The following is a 23109-nucleotide window of genomic DNA, read 5'->3' on the forward strand; positions in this document are numbered from 1 at the left end:
CTTTGTTTACGTAGTCGCGGTTTTAACCGCCAGACACTTTTCAAACAACCTCTAAAGTCAGCCACTATTAGCTATCCGCTAGAGCTGACCGTTTCATTAATTGTTGATCAATGAACCAAGGCTTCTTGTTAAACAAAGACATAGTTGAAACTGATGCTAACTCGATCGTCATCGCTTAGATTTGGCTCAACTCCATGCTTTAGCCAACTTGGAAAGATCAGGAGCATCCCTTCTGTTGCGGCATGGGCGATCGCATCGGCAGTATAAGCTGTAAAATTCGACACCAGCGGTTTATAAAACGTCTTTGCGCTGCGAGGATCGTAGAACATTAATTGACCGGAATCCTTTGGTGCTTTTACATAATAAACACCGCTCAAAAGGCAGTTGGCGTGATCGTGAATCTTATTGCTGGCATATTTGGGATTCACATTTGCCCAACAATTAGCTGCTTTGATTTGAATGTCGCCGTAGCCTATCGTTTGAGTAACCTCTAAAATAGCTGCATCAATTAACACCTTCAGCGGCTGAATTGCATCGAATTCAAAGAGATTACTCTTACTGTGCCAACCCAATACATTCGATGCTGAAGCACCTTGATCCTGTTGTTTGAGCCTATAGATTGTCTCTAAAAGTTGCTGATTGATGGCTGCATAATCTGTGATGCCAAACGTAAATAATGCAGTCGGAAACAGGTGATGAAGATTTGCTGTCCATCGGTCTTCGTTCATGAATGCACCTGTGTTCGTCTGTTGCCTTATACCATTTCACTAAACTGTGGCTACACAGGCAAGCTTCGGCTGGCGGTCAGCGGTCAGCAGCAAGAACAAATCTGTAGGGCGATTTTGTAGAATTAGTATTACCTGGGCAACCGAAAAATTGGGCTAGGTAATACCTCTCTGGAGGAACGGTACAGGCAGTGTCCCTCCAGAGAGGATTTGAATTTAGCTATACGCTGACGGGTGAGGGCTGACGGCTAAACAGCTTCAAGATGCGCTCTGCCATTTGGGGTGGCGTTAAGCCTAAATCGGCTTTGGACTCATCGGGAGTGGCGTGGTCAACCAGTTGATCGGGCACCCCAATACGGGTGAGCGGTACAGCAATGTCGGCATCCAGAAGGGCTTCCGCGATCGCAGACCCAAAGCCACCGGGTAAACAGCCCTCTTCCAGCGTCACGACCCGACCGATCTTTTGCGCCAGGGGCAGAATGAGTTCGGTATCCAGTGGTTTGGCGAAGCGGGCGTTGATGACGGTTGCCTGAATGCCGTGTTCGCTGAGAATTTCTGCCACCTGCATGGAGGGATACACCATTGAGCCATAGCCCAGCAGCAGCACATCATCGCCATGACGGAGAATTTCACCTTTACCGATCGGTAGAGGTTCCCAGCCTTCTTCCATTAAGGGTGCGCCGTAGCCGTTGCCGCGTGGATAGCGGAGGGCGATCGGTCCCGTATGCTGAATGCCCGTCACAATCATGCGCTGGAGTTCGGCTTCGTCTTTAGGAGCCATCAGCACCATATTGGGGATGCAACGCAGGTAAGCGATATCGTACATGCCCTGGTGGGTGGGACCATCCGAGCCGACAATGCCCGCGCGATCGATACAAAAGAAGACGGGTAGGTTTTGGATACAGACATCGTGAATGATCTGATCGAACGCTCGCTGTAAAAACGTAGAATAAATCGTAGCAACGGGGCGCATCCCTTCGCACGCGAGACCCGCTGCCAGCGTTACAGCATGTTGTTCGGCAATGCCAACGTCGATGTATTGATCGGGCAGCTTCTTCTGCAAAATGTCTAGCCCGGTGCCCGTTGCCATTGCGGCAGTGATGCCAATGACTCTGGGGTCGTTCTCGGCAATTTTCGTTAGCGTATCGCCAAACACCTTAGAGTAGCTGGGTGGCTTGGGCTTGCTAGAAGGCGCAGCTTTCCCAGTTGCCAGATTGAAAGGCGATTGAGCATGGTAGCCAACCTGATCTTTCTCGGCAATTTCGTAGCCCTTGCCTTTGGTCGTAGCAACGTGGACAAGCACGGGACCCGGATGCTTATGTGCCTGCTGAAAGGTGGTAATCAACTCTTGCAGGTTGTGACCGTCGATCGGTCCTACATAGGTAAAGCCCAACTCCTCGAAAACAGCTCCCACTTTGGGCACTGCCAAGCGCTTCATGCCTTCCTTCACACGACCGATTTCGGGCGCAAGAGATTCGCCCACAAAGGGCAGGTGCTTGAACTGCTCTTCCAGGTTTTCGGAAATAAACTGCACAGGTGCGCTCAGCCGCATTTTGTTGAGGTAGCGGGGAATAGCACCCACGTTGGGTGAGATCGACATCTCGTTATCGTTCAGTACGACCAACAGGTTAGTCTTGGGTAAATGACCTGCGTGGTTAATCGCTTCTAGTGCCATGCCGCCCGTCAAGGCACCGTCGCCAATGACAGCGACAACTTTGTAGTTTTCACCCTGCATGTCACGAGCCAGAGCCATCCCCAGTGCTGAAGAGATGCTGGTGGAGGCATGACCCGCGCCAAAGTGATCAAATTTGCTTTCGCAACGTTTCAGGTAGCCAGCAATGCCGCCCTTTTGCCGCAGAGTGTGGAAGCGTGCGTAGCGCCCAGTGATGAGCTTGTGGGGGTATGCCTGATGCCCGACATCCCAGGTAACTTTATCGCGATCGAGATCCAGGGTTTGATACAGTGCCAGCGTTAGTTCTACAACGCCTAAGCCAGGTCCTAAATGCCCACCGCTGGCAGCAACTGTTTGCAGGTGCTTTTCACGAATCTGACGAGCAATTTGCTGGAGCTGATAGACCGACAGACCGTGCAACTGGTTGGGGTGAGTTAGTTCACTCAGATGCATACCGGGGTATCCTTTGGACTGCTAAACGGATTTGTATACCCTTATCACTGTAGTAGATTCCGGTTGGTGAAGTTGATGACAGAATTGTAATGTTTGCAGCAGGTGCTACCGTTTGGGGGTTTACATCGATCGCAGAAAGCTTGCTATTATGCAAACGATAACCCTCCAAGCTTCTAAAACTGTGAAAGCTCAAATCTGTCAACCAAAGTCTCAGCCTAGCGTCACGTTGGTTAGCGGTCTTGCCAGCATCAGTGTTGTTGCAGGGCTGTTTGCAGTGGTGTTGCCTGTTCCTTCGGCGATCGCTGCCAACGATTACGAGCGCTGCACAGCAGACTTGTTAGACGCAAAAATTTCCTCCGAAGAAGCGGCATCAGCTTGTTCTAGAGCCTTTTTTCCACGCGACCTCTCGTCATGCGTAAGCCAACTGAGTGGCAGCACCTTTGCCGCCGCTGATGCGTTAACTGCCTGCCGCCAGGTGCGTCGCCCCACAGATCTGGCAACCTGCGTGGTTGATATTCGCCGCGAAATCAGCGACAGTACTGCCGCTAATGTGCTCGACAGTTGCCGTCGCAGCTTATTGCCGACGCGCTATTCTGACTGCGTTGTCGGGCTAAACAGAGCAGCCAAGGTTCCGTCTACCAAAGCGCTGGACTCGTGTATTGATGCCAGCTATTTCCCACGTGAGGTTGACCCAACGTTCCTACCGTTCACGCCTTCGGGTGGTGTCAGCATTACCCCTCAGACAGCAGAACCAACGCCATCGATGAGCCCGATCGCACCAACCACCTCACCGAGTTCGGCACCGTCTGCACCTGCACCTGCTCCTGCCACTCAGACTCAGCCGATACCCCAACGCAATTAATCGACGCTGAAATCTGGCTCAAGTCGACAGTACGTCGAATGCAGCCTGCTTCAGGCTAATGTTCATAAAATTACGTGATGTGCAACTAATTCGCCCTCATCCCAACCCTTCTCCCCAAGGAGAAGGGCTTTCAGAATTTTCTGGTTCCCTCTCCCATCGGGAGAGGGCTAGGGTGAGGGCAGTCTTTGCAAGTAGTCGAGGAAAGTCGCACATCGGGTAAAATTAGTCGTCAAAATCAACCCATAAACTAGCAGTGGCTGATTGATCTGTTGGTTTATGGGTTATTGACAGTGAATAAATTTACTCGTTCATGTTCTTGTAAGTGGCGACAGCAGATGGCGAAATGCGGTTGAGGTAGCGGAAGATCCAATATTTGAAAATAGTATCCAAAATAACAGGGAAGGTGGCAATAAACAGAAAGATGAAATCACGGTTGGCGGGTAAGCCCCAATGTTTAGACAACCCTTCTAAGAGAACCTCCCAGCCGTGAGGAGAGTGAAAACCAACAAAGGTATCGGTTAGTAGAATAATGACAAATGCTTTCGCGCTATCACTTAAGCCGTAAACGGTGTCATCAATAAAAGATTTGAGTATTGCCACTTCACGGCGACTGACCATGAGGACGATCGCAAAGGCAGCGACTGAGAACAAGTCGGCAAAAATGTTTTTGATGGCACCAGAACTCTCATCACTGTAGTCAAGCTGGATTTCTTCCGCTCTCTCTTTCAGTTTGCTTTCAATAAGTTCTTCTTGTTCGGCTTTGGTCAACGGTTTATTTGTTTCGTTGGTGGTTTGCCCTTCTCCAACAGCGGTCTCGCCCCCTCCATGATCGCTGCCCCCGTGGTCGCCACCTGCTTCACTGGTCAGACTGGGCACGTTGCCTAGCAAAAAGTCAAACTCCAGTCGTTCTTTGAAGGTTTGTAGTTCTTTGAGCGCTTCTTCTTGAAGTTCAAAATTGAGAAAGGGTTCAACTGATGTAGGCGATCGAAAGGAGTCTACAATCGGTCCAACAATCAGCGTCTTCGAGATTTGCGCTGTGAGTAACGGCACTGTAATGAGAATCAGCATCAGGCGAATTGCCATCCGCGTTTTTGCTTTAGTGCTCCGAAAGTTTTGCACAACTTGCTGTTCGGAGTTGGGGTCTAGATCTCGCTTGATGCGGCTGATAGTGCTGGCGATCGTCCGAGGTAACACACCGGGTTTATCAAAAATGCCTGCTTCATCATCAAATGTGGGTTCTGATTGATAGAGTTGATCCACTGTTTGTCCGTTACTCAGGCGTTGACTGCCAGTGTTTCCCTTTGGGCGCACGGTTAGCTGAGTTTTGCCGCTTTGAGTTAATTGAGCTTGATTGGTTTGGTCGATCGGTACAAGCGACAGCGATTCGGACGGTTGCTCTTGATACCGTCCGAGTACTTCGTCAATGAATTTAAGCTTTTCTAAAATAATTGCCGATCGCTCTTTATTGGCTAACGATGCTGGTCCTTTGAGCGCGTCTGCAGACGCATCCGTAGTGTTAAAAATGAACCGACTAGCCTTGAATTCTGATAATCGCAGCGCGGCAATCTTGAGGCATTTTCTTAGCTCTTCCTGAAATACTGCATTCGAGTTTGCGCCGTATTTATCAGTGCTAATTAAAATTGGGTTGCCATCAAAATGTTCATCTTCGATCGACTTAATCATCAAGGCAGCGGCATACGCCTGATCAAGTGCCCGTTCCGGTGTTTGCTCATACCACTGCCTTACAGCAGAGAGCGACTGCTTCAGTCTGGTCCAGATTGTTGTTTGCATGACGCGAATAGGTGCAGAATGATGCGGGGTCTTATGTACTGACCATCAAGATTTGGTAGCCTGGAGCGATAGGCAAGGCTTAATCGCAAAGCGTTCACGTTAAACGCGCTTAGCCATAGTAACAAATCAACCGAGAGCAATCAGTGAGTAGCGAGCCGATTTGGGTCATAGGGGCTACACGCAGCGGCAAAACGGCTTTTTTGGTCAACCAGTTTAGTGCTTGGGTGCGGTCTGGGGTGAAAGGACTGGGAGACGTTACTAGAAATGTTGGCAGAGGGCTAGAGATCACGCGCTCTGTACCTGCTGCGCCTACCAATGTTTTTGCGTCTCCTGCTTTGTTGCCAGCGTCTCTCATCCCTTCTGCTGGCGAGGGTGCACCCGGAGTGCTGGTCTTAGCGGCGATCGGCGACAACCGGATCGACCTGCTCGATCGCCTGACGGCTGCAACCCAGAGCAAGGTGTCTTTACACTCCACAACTCCACTGGGCTTTTTTCAGGAGGAAGTCATGCTGTTCTGGTCGCTGCTGATTCAACAGCTCGACCTGAAAGCGCAATTTCCGGTACGGCTGGCACCCGAAAACGAGCAAGAACTGGCAGCCCAACTTTGGCGAGCAGACCTCGATCGCGCGATCGGACAGCAGGCAACCATCACTGAAGGACGGTTAGTACGACGGCTGCTGGATTTGCTGCAACTAGCGACACTGGCGGGTATTCCACTGGCAGACATCCCTATCATGCTAGAGCAGGGGCTGACCGGACAGGGCGAGCAACTGCCGTTGCCTGATGCTGATGTGGGCGAACTGCTGCAACGCTGGGAGCGCTGGTGCCTGGAGGGTGGATTGCTGACGTACGGCATCATTGCTGGCTTGTACTGGCAGCATTTACTGCCCAACCCGATCTATCAACAGCATTTAGCGCAGCGTTATCAAATCGTGTTGGCAGACGATGTGGATGAGTATCCCGCGATCGCGCGACTCCTCTTTGACACTTTGCTGGATGCCGGAGCCGGAGCCATCTTTACCTATAACCCTGATGGAGCTGTGCGTCTGGGTTTGGGAGCTGATCCTGCTTACCTGTCAGGTTTGGCAGACCGTTGCCAGGTCGAAACGCTGACCGATCGTCCTGCGCCCTGTCTGGGTAACGAATTGGGTGAAGCGATTGTGGCGCTAGCGACAGACCCCATTTTCTTTGCCAGTTTGCCAGAATCGATCCAGGTCATGCAGACAACCTCTCGTGCCCAACTGTTGCGGCGTACGGCAGAGGTGATTGTAGATGCTGTGCAAGCCAAGCAGGTGCAGCCCCGCGACATTGCGGTGATTGCTCCCGGTGTGGATGCGATCGCCCGCTACAGCCTGACCGAAATCCTCACCAAACACCAAATTCCCGTCGAATCCCTGAACGATCAGCGCCCCCTTACCAGTTCGCCGATTATTCGTGCCTTGCTGACACTGCTAACCCTGGTTTATCCAGGTTTGGGGCGTTTGGTCGATCGGGATGCGGTCGCAGAAATGCTAGTCGTATTGAGCCAGCAGTCAGCAGTCAGCAGTCAGCAGTCAGCAGTCAGCAGTCAGCAGTCAGCGGTCAGCAGTCAGCGGTCAGCACTCAGCAGTCAGCGGTCAGCAGTCAGCGGTCAGCAGTCAGCGGTCAGCACTCAGCACTTAGAAAACCCCCTTACCCCCTTACCCCCTCACCCCCTCACCCCCCACCCCTCACTCATCGACCCCGTTCGCGCTGGCTTGCTGGCGGACTACTGCTTTGTGCCGCATCCCGATCGACCCCGTTTGTTACCTGCTACTACGTTTCCCCGATGGGATCGATTGGGTTACCAGGCGAGTAATGCGTATCAGGCGATCGTGCAATGGATTGAAACGCAACAGGGGCAGTTGGAGCAACGCTTGATCCCCAATGCCGTGTCGTTGCTCGATCGAGCGATTCAGCATTTCTTGTTTGGCGGTGGTTCTCTGCCGTTTGAGCAACTGTCGGCATTGCGTCAGTTGATTGAAGCAGCGCAACATTATTGGGAAGTAGATGGTAGGCTCCGACGCAGCCAACGGTTCGATGCTCCTGCCTACATGACGGTGAGTCGCTTTATCCAGCTTTTGCAGAGTGGCACGGTGACTGCGAATCCCTATCCTGTTCGTCCGATCGGACCCGACAGTAATGCGGTGCTGCTGGCAAATGTGTTTCAGTATCGTTCCAGTCGTCGCGCTCACCGCTGGCAGTTCTGGCTGGATGCTGGGTCGCCACGCTGGTTGAGCGGAGTCGATTCGCTGTTTGGTGCGCCGCTGTTTTTGCAAGGCTGGTCAGGACGCGCCTGGACTGCTGCCGATACGATGGATGCGAATGAACGCCGTCTGCGTCGCATCTTGCTGGATCTGCTCAGTCGCACGGAAGAACGGGTGTATCTCTGCCACAGCGATTTGGCGACGAATGGACAGGAGCAAACAGGCGTTCTCTTGTCACTGGTGAATGCAGCGGTGCCGCTAGATGCGGGGTTACTGATTGGTTGAGGGACGATCGACCATTAGCGATCGCCATTCTGGTCTTCTCGGTGCTGCAAAATATCAAGAATACGCCGATTCTCCGTTTGAAGCCCCCGAATATCAGTCTGAATGTCTCGAATCTCAGCTTGAATCGTGCGGGTATCAGTTCGCAAATCGCGGATTTCAGTGTAGAGGCGCTCAAAGTTTCGCTGACTGGTTTCAAAGTTGAGCTGATGGCGGTTTACTGTTTCAATGAGGGCGCTAACTGCTAATTTGAGGTCAATCACGTCATTCTCCGACTCGGTTTAGGCGATCGTCATTGGTCATAACACTAGGATGACAGATGGCTTAGAGACTGATTACTGATTGCTTATGAGGCTGCCAGTTCTGGGGTGCTGGTGAGGCTGGCGAGAATTTGGCGCATTTCGGCGATCGTCTGCCCCTGAGAGTCTCCCGCTTCTTGAAACTGAGCCATTGTGCCTGTAACGCCTTCCAAGCGTTGACGCAACCCGTCTACGTTGTCTTGAATGGGTTGGAGCATTTCCTGGTAAAGGTTAACGCGCCCCCAGGTCTCAGCGGCGGTAGAGCGGCGATCGAGCAAAGTTTGTTCTAACTGCTTGAGTTCGTTGCGCTTGTTTTCTTGTTCGGCTGCTTGCGTGTTAACCATGCCTTGCGCCTGATCGATCGCGCCTCGCATTTGCTCAATCTGGCTTTCCAGCTTTTGCAATTCTTCTACCTGCTGCTGCCGTTGCGCTTCGATTTGGCTGAGGATGGGTCCCAGGTCAATGTCGTTTTCTTGCGTGGTTGGGTCGGCGTTGCCCTGACGACGTAGCAACACGGCACGGTGCTGGCTGAGTAGCCCGTCGCGTTCTCGCAGGTTGCGCCGCTGACCGACCAGGGTTTCGTTGAGCATCTGGTAGCCGTCTTGCTCGTCTGCCAGTTCGTTTTCTAGATTGAGGCGATCGTACTCATTGGCAGCCTGAATTTTTGCCTGTACCGCGTCGATCTCTTGCTGCTTATAGCGCAGTTCCTCTTCCTGGCTTTCCACAAACTGAGAGAGCTTTTGTAGATCGCGCTCTAGATCGCTAACCACTTTTTGCAGCTCATCTACTGATAGCTTTTCGAGCGCCTCAACATCGACCTTTTGCCCAATCTTGACCTTGTCTGATGTGTCTGCCAAGCCGTAGAGGTGATGATGCAAGTCCTCTTGATTCTGAATCTGTACGCCCAGCATCCGGGCATACTCCTGGCGGACGTTGAGCGATGTTTGCTGTACTTTTAGCTCTGCTCGTCCTTGCTCCAACGACTCCTGTGCCTGGTTCCACTCTTCCCAACACTGTTGAATCTCTTGCGTTTGGCGATCGACATCGCCTTGAAGCTGCTGTGCGGTCGATCGTTGCTGCTCCAAATTCTGCCACTGCTCACTGAGCGTGTTTTGCTGCTGGGTCAGAATTTCAAACGAGGCATTTAGTTGCTCTCGTACAGCATCGGTTGGGGGCACCGAATCGGCTAAGCGATTCAGCAAATCATGGATCGTCCGCGCCTGATCGTCATCAAGAAAAGCCGTTTGCTGAAACTCTGCTTGCCGCTCTTCCAGGCGACGCATTTCGCCGCGCAGATGATCCCAGGCACCTTCTAGTTCCTGACGATTGCGTTCAAACTCGTCCCGCTGTTGAGTGACCTCGTCGCGCAGCGTTTCAAACTCCTTACGCTGTTGCTCTAGCTGCTCGAAGTCGTCTTCCATCTGCTGGAGTTGTTCGCGGCGAGCCTCCATCTCCATTTCTCGGCGATTCAGTTCCTGGCTTTGATAGGTCAGCGATTGCTTCCACTGCTCAATTTCTTCTTCTTGCGTTTTAAATTTCTCTTGCAAGCGCGAAAAGTTTTGCAGAATGCTGACCAGTTGCCGACCCGCTTCCTGGACGCGCTGCACCTGCTTGTTTGCCGTCAAATCAACCAAAACAAGGGCACCACCGTTGTAGTTATTCGCCTCGTCACAGCCCACAACTTCTTCACCCGGCACAGCGCTCCAGCTTTGTTCGGTCCGCTGGCAGGCAAGCAGTTTTAGCTCTGCTTTTCCACCACCTAGCAAGCCACCACTCTTCTTTTGTACTTCTGCTAGATACAGCACGCTGATAATCCTCTTCTGTGTCTGTGCCCAATCGTGATCACGTTTGACGGTCTAACCTTAAACAATTTAGTCAATACCATTAGACCCAGTGTAATGAGACAACCCTGGCAAAACAATCCTTGCGACGAATCGTGCCGTTCAAACCTTTCCTTGTCATGTAGCTGCGGGTGCATCGCCTTTGAAAGCGTCGTGCGGCTTTTACCGGATATCAGTCCTTTGCTGTAACGCTCATACCGCTCTTCTGGTTCTAACCCGATCGACCGAGCAGGCAATGAGCGATCGCCGTTTAACTATCTGCGAGATGTCTGTGTATACTCGCCTTGAACGCCTTTCTATCCGGTATTATGACTCTCCAACGCTCTCAGTAGATTCGCCGATAGGCACCGTCTTAGCGAACGCAAGCATGAGGGCATTAACAATGCTAAACATTGAGCTGAACATTGATGCCAAGCGCACTGCCTACGGTCACCACGCCATTCTAGGTCAGACTCCTTACTCAGAGACTCATTTCCCTCTAAAAATTAGCTCAAGACACACACAAATAGCACCCGTAGCAACCCCAAGCTCGTAGCGTGGTATCGAGAAGCCAACAGCCCTCTAAGCTAAGTCTCAAAATCGAGTCTTAAGCTGAAAATAAGTCCAGATGGCAGAAACCAGCGTAAATGAGTCGTATTCTCTCTAGAGCAATTACTTTTGTGATCAGTCCGTTCGCTTGGAATAACACTGAGTTGATTTGGCATTTGCTGGACTCTAATCTAGCATTGCCTTAAGGGATAATCATCAAGAAGTGTAAAGCATGAGTATACGTCAGGATGATGAGTCTACCGATTTTCTAAATCGCTGTAAGACGATACTCGCCTCAGTCAGACAGATCAGTGGAGACAGCGTTAACGGTGACAAGCATGACGATCGCCAAGCGCCAAAGCATAAAACTAAGAGATTCTATTGATAACGGCAGTAAGGGGAGTATAAAAGTTGTATTAGCCAGTACGCTGCTGATGCATCAGAAATTCTTTGCCGAGCAAAGACTGCTTGATTGACCAAGTAACGTCTGTTGGAAAAGATGCCTGAATCGAACCGAGTGACAAGCGTTTGAGGAGAAGGCTAGAGTTTCATGCAGGGTAAGTTGAACGAAATTGACATTCGTAGCATTCTGCAACTCATTGAGTTGGGGCAGCGTACTGGTGAGCTTTTTGTTGAGGCATACCCGTCGCAACCCAGTGGCATGGGTAATCTTGGCATGGTGTATGTGCAAGATGTGCGGGCATCGAAAGCGCTAGCAGAGCAATACTGGTTTGTTTTCTTTCTCAATGGGCAGATTGTGTATGCTGCCGATCGCGCCACCAGCTTGTCTCGATTATCAGATTATTTACGACGGTATCGGGCAGAGGCATCTCTGAGCCATCTCGTGGTGCCGTCGATCGCGACGACGAATGCTCCTGAATACGGCTATTTGTGGGCACTGCTCGAAAACCACACGCTGACTCCCGCACAGGGACGCAGCATTATTCAAAGCATGGTGCATGAAACTCTGTTTGACCTGCTCAGCCTGCATCAAGGGTCATTTATTTTTGAGCTGGGTCCAGCACTGTCACCACAGTTGACGACCCTGGAGATTACGCCATTGCTCGCAAAGATCATGACGCAGGTGCAGGAATGGAAGCAATTTCATCCCCATATCCAGTCGCCGGATCAGTGTCCCGCGATCGCAGACCCCACGACCCTGCAAGCCAGTCTCTCAAAGCGCACGCTGGCAACCTTAGATCGTTACGCAGACGGTAAGACATCGATTCGTCAAATTGCACGTTATTTGAATCGGGATAGTTTAACGGTCGCGCGGGCAATCTATCCTTATGTACAGAAAGGGATGATTCAGCTTGTCTATACTGTTGCCCAGGAAAATGTTCGGGAAAACGCCCTCAAAAACGAAGCAGCTATCGGCTTTAAAGCAGTCCGTTCTAAAGATTTTGGTCTTCAACAGGAGACAAGGAACTTGCGCGTTGTTTGTATTGACGACGGTGTAGCAGTACGCGAGACGGTGGAGCATATCTTACGACAACACGGTTACGAAGCAACGGCAATTGGTAATCCCTTGAACGCACTTAGCCTCGTCTTTCAACTGAAGCCTGATTTGATTCTCTGCGACATTGCGATGCCCGAACTGGATGGGTACGAAATCTGTGCCATGCTGCGAACATCGACCGCTTTTCGCCAGATTCCGATCGTGATGCTGACGGGCAAAGATGGCTTTATCGATCGCGTGAAAGCAAAAATGGTTGGTGCCACTGACTATTTGACGAAACCATTTGGTGAAAGTGAGCTTTTAATGTTAGTTGAACGCTACATCGGTGTGGGCGACCAGCACAGCGATAGTGCGTACCAACTACCAGCTAACACAAGCGAAACCAGTTTAGAAATGGCTGATGGTGATACTAACTCGGCAGCATCGGCAGCCATTTAGCGACAGATCGAGGATACTTTATGGATTACATCGTTATTAGGGTGAATACTAAGGTGAGTAGCGTTGGGTCTTCCCGTTAACGTTTCAGCCGGCAAGCAGGGAAAAGAAGATGAGTACAGTTCTAGTCGTGGAAGATAGTGTGACTCAACGAGAGATGATTACTGATCTCTTAAAGGGGAGTGGCTTAAGTGTGACGGTGGCGAGTGACGGCGTTGAAGCATTAGAGCAAATTCAAGGACATCGACCTGATCTTGTGGTGCTGGATATTGTCATGCCGCGCATGAATGGCTACGAAGTCTGCCGCCGCCTCAAAGCCGATCCAAAGACTCAGGACGTACCAGTGGTCATGTGTTCGTCAAAAGGGGAAGAATTCGATCGCTACTGGGGCATGAAACAAGGAGCCGATGCTTATATCGCCAAACCGTTTCAGCCGACAGAGCTAGTGGGCACGGTGAAGCAATTGTTGCGAGGTTAAAGCAAACCGCTATGGTCGGTAATTCAGATTTCTTAACGGGTAGAGGGCAAGATCAAGCGCCCGAATTTCAAGAACTAGAAAGTCCTGAAGGTGAGCTGCACTTGCGGTTTTACATCACATCCGGGAGCGAATTTGCCCTGCCTGCAATGGGGATTCGAGAAGTGCTGTCGCCATCACCCGATCGGATTACGCCCGTGCCCAATGTTTCGCCACTGCTTTTGGGTACGCTAAATGTACGAGGGCGAGTCGTTTGGGTTGCAGACCTCGGTCAATTTCTCGGTGATCCAACGCCCTTGAATACAGACAAGCCAGAAGTCCAGGTCATCGCAGTCGAAGACCAGGATATTATGCTAGGTCTAGCGGTCGATCGCATCGTCGGGATGGACTGGTTAGATATTGAGGAGGTACAGATGTCAACCAATGTTCCTGATAGTGTCGCGCCGTTTCTGCGGGGTGAATGGGTTTTAGATGCTCAGGCGAACAAGTTTTTGCGGTTGCTGGATCAGATCGCCATTTTGCGGTCAGCTCGATGGGCAGCCTAGGAGAAAAATTGACGTGAAAAAACTGAGAACTAGCAGTAAAACTGAGGAACGAGTCACGCGGGTTGAGTGCGGTGTCGGTAGCAGCCGTGCCGTACGTCGCAAACTGTCCGCTATGCCTAAGCTACAGCACTCAATACGCAACTGGGAGGAGGCAAATGGCATCAGGCACTGAATACGCACAGGACTATCAGCAAGCTCAAAAAGCCTATGTACAGGGCAACTATCAAGAGGCTGCTGAAGTCGTCGATCGCCTTGTCAAAGAATTTCCTGAAGACCCCAGCGCGTCTTTGCTGCGCGGTCACGTCTACTGCTATGGGTTACAGCAGTTTACGGTCGCCAGAGAACAGTACCAGTCAGTGCTGAGCCTCACAACCGATCAGGAATTCATCAACTACGCCAACGATGGACTGGCTTATATCAACAGCCAATCTGATGTCGGCGATGGTCAAGACCACTTCGATGCGGCGATCGCGTCTGAAGCGTATGCGCCAGCCGAACCTGATTATGCATCCGCAAGCAATTGGCAAAACGGTGACGTTTTAGGCGTGGATAATGAGTTTGACAACGTTTTTGGTGCCGATGACCTTGATTTTGACCCCAACTTCGACCCGAATTTTAACCCAGAAGCGAATGAGCCTGGGCAGAATTTTGCGTTGCCACCAGAGCAAGAGCCGTTCGCTAGCCCGTTCGCCGCTAACACCTATCTGCAAGAGTCCGATCAGTTAGACGACCTTGATGCCCTGTCTGATCCGTTCTCAGTTGATGCCGTAGCGCCACCGTCTCCCACAGAGGACTCATTCACAGAGGAATCATTCTTCCAGTCACCACCAGCTGAATCATCGCCTAGCATGGGCGACCTACCCGATCAGTTTGATTACGGTGTGTCAAATTATGGTGCCAACGCGCCTCATGATCAGTTCGCCTCAGCTCTGGATGAGTTTGATGACGCGTTTGCACCGTTGGACTTGCCGGAAGCCTTGCCGATCGATCAGCCACACGACACCATAGAGAGCGACAGTCCTGTTGGCGATCGCCTGCTCGAACTACCCCATCCAACTCGTAGTTATCCGCCCCGCGTCAGTGAAGATGAAACTCTCTTCATGGGCAGTACCGGAGCGTACGAGAGTGATCAAACATTTGCTTCGGCTGGCGAATTTACTCAGGAGCCGATAGACGCTGCTGATGGCGATCGTGCTCACAGCGCTGCGGGGAGTACAGGGCAAACCAGCGCCGACTTTCTGGATGAATTTGACGAATTTGACGATCTTGGTAATCTCGCCGACTTTGACCTTTCCGATAACTCCGCAGGTTTTACCAGCCCTGCTGTTGGTACAGGCTTTGATTCGCCTGGAGGCATGGCGTTGGCTGGGGGCGAAGCTGTAGCACGTGGAGCGACCACCCGGGATTTCGATTCGATGGACTTTAGTCAAGGTGGCAGTCACTCCACCATCTCAGATGATGAAGTGTTTAGCATCTCCAGCACGTCCGACCAGGTGCCGACCTTTACCCAAACTGATCAGCAAAACCTTGAACCGACTCCCAGCGTTGAGCAAGGAGCGCTAGCGTTTCTGGAGAATGCACCGATTGAGCGAAAACAGTTTTACACCGCCATTACGGCTGGGATTTTCTCTGCTGTCGCGGTGGCGATCGTCAACCTCATTTCTACCAGCACCCTTCCTGGTACATCTGCCAGTGCCACACAGCAAGAAAAGGACATTTCCAGCGCGGTGATCTCGCGGCTTCAGAGCACTGGCTGGGCAATGGCTCTAGTCGGTGGTCTATCGGGTGGTATGGCAGCCTTTGCCGTCGGACAATTCACTGCCAAGAAAATCAGGCAGTCCACCGATGACCTGCAAGCGCAGTTCAATTCGGTGTCTCAAGGCAACTTAAATGCCCGTGCCACAGTTTACACAGAGGATGAGTTTGGTCATCTATCCACCGGGTTCAACCAGATGGCGCGAGTCATCCTGACGACCACCAGCGAAGCGCAACGCAAAGCAGAAGAGCAAGAACAAGCGAAGGAAGACCTCCAACGACAGGTGATTCGACTGCTGGATGATGTGGAAGGTGCGGCGCGGGGTGACTTGACGGTGCAGGCAGAAGTCACGGCTGACGTATTGGGAGCCGTTGCCGACTCGTTCAACCTGACCATCCAGAACCTCCGTGAGATTGTGCAACAGGTGAAAGTGGCAGCGCGGCAGGTGAGCAAAGGCTCGACTGACAACGAAATGTTCGCCCGCAGTTTGTCCTCTGATGCCCTCCGTCAGGCAGAAGAGCTTGCTGTGACGCTGAATTCCGTGCAAGTCATGACCGACTCGATTCAACGGGTGGCAGAAAGCGCCCGCGAAGCGGAGGAAGTGGCACGATCGGCATCCGCAACCGCCCTTAAAGGGGGTGAAGCAGTGGAACGCACGGTGGCAGGTATTCTCGAAATCCGCGAAACGGTGGCAGAAACTACGCGTAAGGTGAAGCGCCTAGCGGAATCATCGCAAGAGATTTCCAAGATCGTCGCCTTGATTTCGCAAATTGCCTCCCGTACCAACCTATTGGCACTCAACGCTAGTATTGAGGCAGCGCGGGCAGGCGAAGCGGGTCGTGGGTTTGCGATCGTCGCCGATGAAGTACGTCAGCTTGCTGACCGAGCCGCGAAAGCGTCGAAGGAAATCGAGCAAATCGTACTGCAAATTCAGGGTGAAACGGGTTCTGTAATGACGGCAATGGAGGAAGGAACGCAGCAGGTGATCGAGGGTACTCGACTGGCGGAACAGGCGAAGCGATCGCTCGAAGATATCATTCAGGTCTCCAACCGGATTGACGTGCTGGTGCGATCGATCACAGCGGATACCGTTGAGCAAACCGAAACCTCACGTGCGGTTGCGCAGGTCATGCAATCGGTTGAATTGACCGCGCAAGAAACCTCGCAGGAAGCGCAGCGGGTGTCCGGTTCGCTGCAAAATCTGGTCGGCGTTGCCCGCGATTTGCTCACCTCGGTGGAACGGTTCCGAGTGGAAACGATCGAGCGCAAGTAGCCGTAGATAGAGGAGGTTTGCTGCGGGTGTCAATTTCAGGTGTATCAGGTACAGTAGAGCAATCTAGGATGCTGGTATGCCTTTAGGCGAGATCGATCAACATTTTCTCGTCGCTGACACATTGATTCAAACTTGCAGCGTCAGGTGCGGATGCTGCTAATAAACCTCCCTCCAAGCGCCCCGTGAGCGATCGACTCTGTAACGCACAATGCGTTTCGGTAGCAATCATACGTTTCAAAGGAATGGGACACTGCCATGCAGCCTGAACAACAACAGCGAATCATGGGCTACTTCATTGAGGAGGCAAAAGACCACCTCAACACGATCGAGCAAGGCTTGCTCAATCTGCAAAGCACCATTGAAGACCAGGAAATGGTCAATGAGCTGTTTCGGGCAGCCCACTCCGTCAAAGGTGGAGCGGCAATGCTGGGGCTAAACAGCATTCAGCAAGTCTCCCATCGCCTGGAAGACTACTTCAAGATTCTTAAAGATGCGCCTGTTAAAGTCGATCAAAAGCTTGAAGGTCTTTTTTTACAAGTTTTTGATGCGCTACAGGAGCTGGTGGGGCAGTTACAAGGACCGTTTGGCTTGACTGATGAAGCTGCAAATGCGACGGTTGCTGGGGTCGAGCATGTCTTTGGAGAGCTAGAAAACCACTTGAATGTCCTGGCAAGTAGTGCCACCCCTACGCCATCTGCCGTCGATCGCTCGATCGCCGCTGGTGCTCAGGTAGGCTCATCGCCAGCACAGCAGGACAGTGCCTTCGTACTGCTTTTCCAGAACGACATTCCGTTGCGGCTGCGCGAGATGCTGCAACTATTCAAGCAGCCAGAGTCGGACGCGGCTAATCGTCAGCAGTTGCAAGATCTGTGTCGCCATCTGATCAGCATCGGCGAACGATTTGATTTGTCAAGTTGGTGTGTTCTGGTCGAGATGGCGAGAACGGCGATCGCCAACCCTGACAATGCTTATCGCACACTGGCTGCGGTCGTAATCAAAGACATCAAGCAGGCGCAAGAACTGGTTCTCTCTGGTCGCGCTTCTGAAATTGCGCCCTGTGTTCAACTACAGGCTCTACAGCCCCTCACGCCACAACTTGCGATCGACGACTTTGACGACCTGCTAGCAACCTCAGATAACACCGACTGGCTGATGGAGCCACAAGCAGTCACGACTGACGATGACCTGTTTGCTGACCTGGACAACGTTTCGCCCGCGATTAATTTGAGCGACAGCCTCAGTACAGCATCGGTCAGTGACGAACCAAGTGATCAGCATGGACCTGAAGTTGGGATGGCAGAGCTTAACAGTCTCGCTGACCTCTTTGAGGGCGAGGTGCCCGACCTGGGTTCTACGTGGCAAGAGGAAGAAATTATCACCGATACGGCAGCGATGCTTGCCGTTAGTTCAGATGATGCCGCCGCTTTTGACAAAACTGCCGACTTTGCCGATCTTCTCTTTGATGAGGCAGAGATCGGGCAGGAAGAAGCCTCAACCTCCTCTCAGGATGCGCTTACCGACCTCTTCAGCGATGATGCACTAGCACCAGAATCGTTCGTAGGTGAAGACGATCGCCTCTTCTCAGGCAGCATCAATGAACAGGATGACTTGAACGACCTCTTTGGCACATCCGACTCTGCTGACTTGAGTGAGTCAACGGATGCTGGAGCCATGCTTGAGCCGTCCGTTGCTTTTGATGATGTCTTTGACGATTTGAACCTGGACACTGAAACGACTTCGGAGTCGGATGCCTCTCGTTTTGAGCAAGCGTTTGAATCCAGTTCGTCTCTTGATAATTTGGGTGAACTCTTCGCTGGCATGGAAGGGGAGCAAGACCTCACCTTCTCAGAACTCCAGAACAGCTCCGACGCACCCCTGGAACTTAACCTGGACGAATTGGATGATCCCATTGTCAATGAGCTAGACGATCCCTGGGACGAGCTGACCCAGCCTCAGAGCGCGAATCAAAATCCGCTTCCTCTGGATCAATCTGCGCCATCGCTGACTGATGACGCAATGCCTGATACTTCCATGATGGATGATGCGATCGTGCCAACCGCAGTCAACACAACTGAACCAAGCACGTTCGGCGATGACAGTTTCATCACCGACCCCATCGAAGTGCTATCTGATCAGGACGATAGTGACTTCAGCAGCCTTCTACACTCAACGACGGCTGAACCATCAGCGACATCGCTTCCAGAGCCGCTAGTAGAAGAACTCACGGATGATGGGCTTGACCAATCGTTCGCATCACTGCTAGAAGACGATGCAGCGCCTGAACTGCTGCCAATTGATGACGAACTGGCAGCGTTAGATTTGTCTTTATCATCGGATGAAGTCTCCGATCAACCTCCCACTACCTTGCCAGCCGATCTTCCTGATCCGTGGGCAGGTTTAGACGTATCCCAACCCCAATCCTCTGGTTCAGATGCCTCCTATGCCGATGAGTTGAGCCTTGATCTCGCTAATCTCGACTTTGACAATGCCGAGACATCAGCAAACGTAGCTTCAGTGGATGCGCTAGACATTGACTTCGGTGGTTTGGATACAGACGAGGCTGTGGACACTACGCTCTTAGATGTATCAGAGGTGGATGCCTCAGTGCCAGATGTAGCAGCATCCTGGTTGACTGCAGATGACTCTGATCAGACGATCGATCCAGCCGCTGCACTAGAAGAGCCGTTTGCTGAAGCGCCCAGCACGATCGCCCATGCTGACTTGCTGAACGAATCCTTGGAAGGTCTAACCGACTTTGAGCCGTTTGCTTTCGGTGCCGCTTCAGAGTCGCTCAATGCGTTTGATGACTTGATGGAAACCCAGCCTGCCAGTACGTCTGATGCTCCTGGCACACTCTTCGATGAGCCAAGTTTTGATGAATCGCTTGACGAGCTAAACTTCAGTGACCCAAACCAGATCGATGAGGATTTGGAATTACCAGATGACTTATTCACGATTGGAGTCTCTCCAGAACCGCTATCCGATGAAGCAACGGGGGCAGCGCTCAGCGATGATGTATTGGGTCTCAGCGCTTTAGACGATCTGGATGCGCTCAGCGCGATCGCGCCTTCGGACGAGAGCTTAAATTTACACGAGCAACCGTTTGCGTTGGGCGCACCTGCCACTATTGGTGAAGAAACTGATGGCGAAGAAACTGAGACAACCGACGATCCGCTAGCGTTGGCTGACGACCTCTTTGCATCAGCCGATGAAATGACAGCGGTCTCAACGATCAGTGCAGACACTAGCGCTGAAGAGAGCTTAGACTTCGATTTGCTTGGCTTAGACAATCTAGACGGTGCTGATACATCGCAAACGTCCACTGATGACAATCTGGATTTTGGTGAAGGGTTATTTGCCTTTCAAGAGAATAGCAACACAGCAGCTACCCCCTCAACTGAAGACAGTCTCAACTTCGACGATGATTTGCTCTTTCAATCACCGGAGGATAGCAGTGGAGCGGCTATTCCTTTGAATGAGGTGAATGAGGACAGTCTCAACTTTGGTGATGATCTGAACTTTGGTGATGATTTGCTTGCTTTCAGCGATCGCGAGGAACGCAACGGCACGGCAGTAGATACGACTGATTCTAGTGACTTTTCATTAGAGTTTGAGAGTTCTGAAGCGTTTGAGAGTTCTGACTTCGACGCTTTGGGCTTTGATTCACCGCCTGTCGAAACCATCACTACAGGCTCGGAGGCATTGGCTGATTTCGACTGGGAAACAAGCAGCGGCGAGAACGCAACCAACGATAGTTTGCTCGATCTCGATCGCTTGCTCGATGAATCATCCGCCTCAACATCCACGGATGACTCTGCGTCGTTCGATCAACTGCTGGACGGAGGAAGCCAGCCAGAAAATGCGAACGCTTCTGCTTTCGACAATCTGCTGAGTGACGACGATGCGTTTGCCGATTTGACCGATCTGAGCAGCTTGGATTTAGATCACACGATCGATAGTGATCACACGATCGATAGTGACAATTTGACTGGTCTAGAGTCGTTTCTTGATCAAGAGGCTTCAGAGGCAGACGAATGGGCTAGTTTAGACGACATGCTGGCTGAAGCACCTGATGCGGCGTCTGTACTAGAAGACGTTGATGCCCCTGAAACTGCTGCAGGGGGAATGCTGGCGTTTGGTGCCACAGCCTCATCACAACTAGGCGACTTTGCTGACCTCGAATCGCTTTTGCAGGGTGAAGCACTTGACCAAGACAACACTGCCACATCCCTCTTTGATGCAGCACCTCTATCCGATACAGCAGCATCACGCGCGTCTGAGTTTGATGACCTGGATGATTTGCTGAAGGATGCTGAAGAGAAAATGGGCGGTTCGCCTACAGTGAAACTGACCCGTGGTGGTGCAGCGGCTCAGAATCGTCGTCCAACCCGTCCCGGTCGAGTGTTTAGCGAGCAGACGATGCGGGTGCCCGTCAAGCATTTAGATAACCTCAGTAACCTGGTAGGGGAACTGGTGGTCAACCGCAACAGCCTGGAGGAAGACCAGGAACGGCTCCGTCAGTCGCTTGATAATTTGCTGTATCAGGTACAGCAACTGAGCGATGTGGGTCAGCGAATGCAAGACTTGTATGAGCGATCGCTCCTGGAAAGTTCTCTTCTCGCCAGTCGCCAAAGCCACCGTAGCGCCTTCAGTGCGCCACCTTCAGTACGCGAAAGTGGAGTCTTCGCTCAAACCGCAAATGCCACTGGTATCGAATACGATCCTCTGGAGATGGATCGCTTTACGGGCTTCCATAGCCTTTCACAGGAAATGATCGAGCTGATTGTACGAGTTCGGGAGTCGTCATCTGACATTGAGTTCATCGTGGATGAAACCGATCAGGTGACGCGGATGTTCCGTCAGGTAACGACTCAGTTGCAAGAAGGCTTGACCCGATCGCGCATGGTGCCGTTTGCTCAAACTGCCGATCGACTGCCCCGTGCCGTGCGTGACATTGCGATGAAAGTCGGCAAACAGGCAGAACTAAACGTCGAAGGGCGCGAAACGCTGATCGACAAGATGATTTTGGAGCAGCTTTACGATCCAATGACGCATCTGGTGAACAACGCCATCACTCACGGCATTGAGTCTCCTGAAGTGCGCCGTGCCGCAGGCAAATCGCCCTCTGGACGCATCACCATTCGCGCCTTCCACCAGGGAAACCAGACGATCATCTCGGTTTCCGATGACGGTGCGGGGATCGACATCGATCGCGTCAAGGCAAAGGCGATCGAAAAAGGACTCATCACCGCGACTGAAGCAAGAAACATGACGCGGTTAGATCTCTACGATTTGCTCTTCCACGCTGGTTTCAGCACGAAAGATCAGGCAGATGACTTCTCCGGTCGGGGTGTGGGGATGGATGTCGTTCGCACCAGTCTGAGCGAGATTCGTGGCGCAATTACCACCGACTCTACCTATGGCAAGGGCACGACGTTCACGATTCGCCTCCCGCTGACGCTGAGTATCTCAAAGGCACTGTGCTGCATCAGCGATCGCGCCCGTATTGCCTTCCCGATGGACGGGGTGGAAGATATGCTCGATGTGCCTAAAGAACGCATTCAAACCAACGCCGAAGGGCAAGCCTGTATTCCCTGGCGCGATTCGCTCTTACCCCTGCGCCCCCTCAGCGAACTGCTGTCGTACAGCCGTCACCTCAGCCGAGGCAATGTGTATGGCGGCAACCAGGAAGACGATATTGTGTCGATCGTCGTTCTACGCAGTGCCGGAAACTTCCTCGCGCTCCAGGTCGATCAGGTGCTGGGCGAACAGGAAATTGTGATCAAGCAGCTAGAAGGACCCATTCCTAAACCCGTTGGTGTGGCTGGGGCAACGGTGTTGGGGGATGGTCGCATTATGCCGATCGCTGACGTGTTGGAACTGATTGACCTCTCACTGGGTCGCATTCGCAAAGATGTAGGTGGGTCGCTGTGGGAACAAGACGGCGTGAGCATGGTTCAGGAAGCACCGATCGCCAAAACCGAGCCAACCGTGCTGATTGTAGACGACTCTATCACGGTACGCGAACTGCTCTCCATGACCTTCAACAAGGTTGGCTATCGGGTTGAACAGGCACGCGATGGGCAAGAGGCTTGGGAAAAACTCCGCGCTGGGCTACCCTGTGACATCGTGTTCTGCGACATCGAAATGCCCCGGATGGATGGGTTAGAATTGCTCTCGCGTATCCAAAAAGACCCAAACCTCAGCCATTTACCGATCGCCATGCTCACCTCTCGTGGTGCCGATCGTCACCGTCAGATGGCAGTCTCCCTTGGTGCCAGCGGTTATTTCACGAAACCCTACCTGGAAGAAGCGCTGCTAGATGCCGCTCAACGGATGCTGAAAGGCGAAGTGCTGATTACCAGTAGCAATGCATGATGTTTGCCGCACCCAGGCATTTGCCAGCCATCAGGTTGTTTGTGCGTGGCAAAACCTCTGGCGATCGCTATAGCCGAGAGATTCACTAAAAGTGCGATCGCCTGTTCTGC

The 23109-nt window shown here is 52.1% G+C and carries 14 protein-coding genes; 8 read left to right on the top strand and 6 right to left on the bottom strand.

Translation table 11 applies throughout. The features are described from left to right. Positions 1-128: 128 nt before the first annotated feature. Complete coding sequence (locus AC5JO6_RS11090) at positions 129-728, bottom strand: 2OG-Fe(II) oxygenase family protein (protein WP_496081123.1); 600 nt, start codon at positions 726-728, stop codon at positions 129-131. A gap of 217 nt (positions 729-945) precedes the next feature. Then, positions 946-2850, bottom strand: a complete 1905-nt coding sequence (gene dxs / locus AC5JO6_RS11095; RefSeq protein ID WP_496081124.1) for a 1-deoxy-D-xylulose-5-phosphate synthase — start codon at positions 2848-2850, stop codon at positions 946-948. A 181-nt stretch (positions 2851-3031) separates the two neighbouring features. Between dxs and AC5JO6_RS11100 the strand changes: the two genes are divergently transcribed. Further along, a complete protein-coding gene (locus tag AC5JO6_RS11100) occupies positions 3032-3712 on the top strand; it encodes a hypothetical protein (RefSeq protein ID WP_496081125.1) in 681 nt (226 codons plus the stop codon). A gap of 300 nt (positions 3713-4012) precedes the next feature. On the opposite strand, the gene AC5JO6_RS11105 is transcribed toward AC5JO6_RS11100, so the two are convergent. Beyond that, positions 4013-5503, bottom strand: a complete 1491-nt coding sequence (locus tag AC5JO6_RS11105) for a proton extrusion protein PcxA (protein ID WP_496081126.1) — start codon at positions 5501-5503, stop codon at positions 4013-4015. Between the two features lie 143 nt (positions 5504-5646). Here AC5JO6_RS11105 and AC5JO6_RS11110 point away from each other — a divergent pair, with 143 nt between their 5' ends. After that, positions 5647-8013, top strand: a complete 2367-nt coding sequence (locus AC5JO6_RS11110; protein ID WP_496081127.1) for a recombinase family protein — start codon at positions 5647-5649, stop codon at positions 8011-8013. A gap of 14 nt (positions 8014-8027) precedes the next feature. Here the strand turns inward: AC5JO6_RS11110 and AC5JO6_RS11115 are convergent, their stop codons facing one another. Beyond that, complete coding sequence (locus AC5JO6_RS11115) at positions 8028-8273, bottom strand: hypothetical protein (protein ID WP_496081128.1); 246 nt, start codon at positions 8271-8273, stop codon at positions 8028-8030. Positions 8274-8356: 83 nt separating this feature from the next. Then, a complete protein-coding gene (gene hmpF, locus AC5JO6_RS11120) occupies positions 8357-10114 on the bottom strand; it encodes a pilus motility taxis protein HmpF (protein ID WP_496081129.1) in 1758 nt (585 codons plus the stop codon). A 902-nt stretch (positions 10115-11016) separates the two neighbouring features. Between hmpF and AC5JO6_RS11125 the strand changes: the two genes are divergently transcribed. The 5 genes from AC5JO6_RS11125 to AC5JO6_RS11145 all read left to right on the top strand — a co-directional run bounded on the left by AC5JO6_RS11125 (position 11017) and on the right by AC5JO6_RS11145 (position 16621). Further along, a complete protein-coding gene (locus AC5JO6_RS11125; RefSeq protein WP_496081130.1) occupies positions 11017-11154 on the top strand; it encodes a hypothetical protein in 138 nt (45 codons plus the stop codon). 74 nt (positions 11155-11228) lie between these two features. Next, positions 11229-12575, top strand: coding sequence for a response regulator (locus AC5JO6_RS11130; protein ID WP_496081131.1), 1347 nt, complete (start codon positions 11229-11231; stop codon positions 12573-12575). Between the two features lie 109 nt (positions 12576-12684). Then, the gene (locus tag AC5JO6_RS11135; protein ID WP_496081132.1) at positions 12685-13050 is read left to right on the top strand and encodes a response regulator transcription factor; all 366 of its coding nucleotides are present in this window, start codon (positions 12685-12687) and stop codon (positions 13048-13050) included. Between the two features lie 11 nt (positions 13051-13061). Continuing rightward, on the top strand, positions 13062-13592 hold the full coding sequence (locus AC5JO6_RS11140) for a chemotaxis protein CheW (RefSeq protein WP_496081133.1): 531 nt from the start codon (positions 13062-13064) through the stop codon (positions 13590-13592). A 155-nt stretch (positions 13593-13747) separates the two neighbouring features. Then, complete coding sequence (locus AC5JO6_RS11145) at positions 13748-16621, top strand: methyl-accepting chemotaxis protein (protein WP_496081134.1); 2874 nt, start codon at positions 13748-13750, stop codon at positions 16619-16621. 82 nt (positions 16622-16703) lie between these two features. Here the strand turns inward: AC5JO6_RS11145 and AC5JO6_RS11150 are convergent, their stop codons facing one another. After that, the gene (locus tag AC5JO6_RS11150) at positions 16704-16850 is read right to left on the bottom strand and encodes a hypothetical protein (RefSeq protein ID WP_496081135.1); all 147 of its coding nucleotides are present in this window, start codon (positions 16848-16850) and stop codon (positions 16704-16706) included. Positions 16851-16876: 26 nt separating this feature from the next. On the opposite strand from AC5JO6_RS11150, the gene AC5JO6_RS11155 reads away from it, so the two are divergent. After that, positions 16877-22999, top strand: coding sequence for a response regulator (locus tag AC5JO6_RS11155; protein ID WP_496081136.1), 6123 nt, complete (start codon positions 16877-16879; stop codon positions 22997-22999). Positions 23000-23109 lie beyond the last annotated feature (110 nt).

This window comes from Tildeniella sp., from assembly GCF_059505325.1.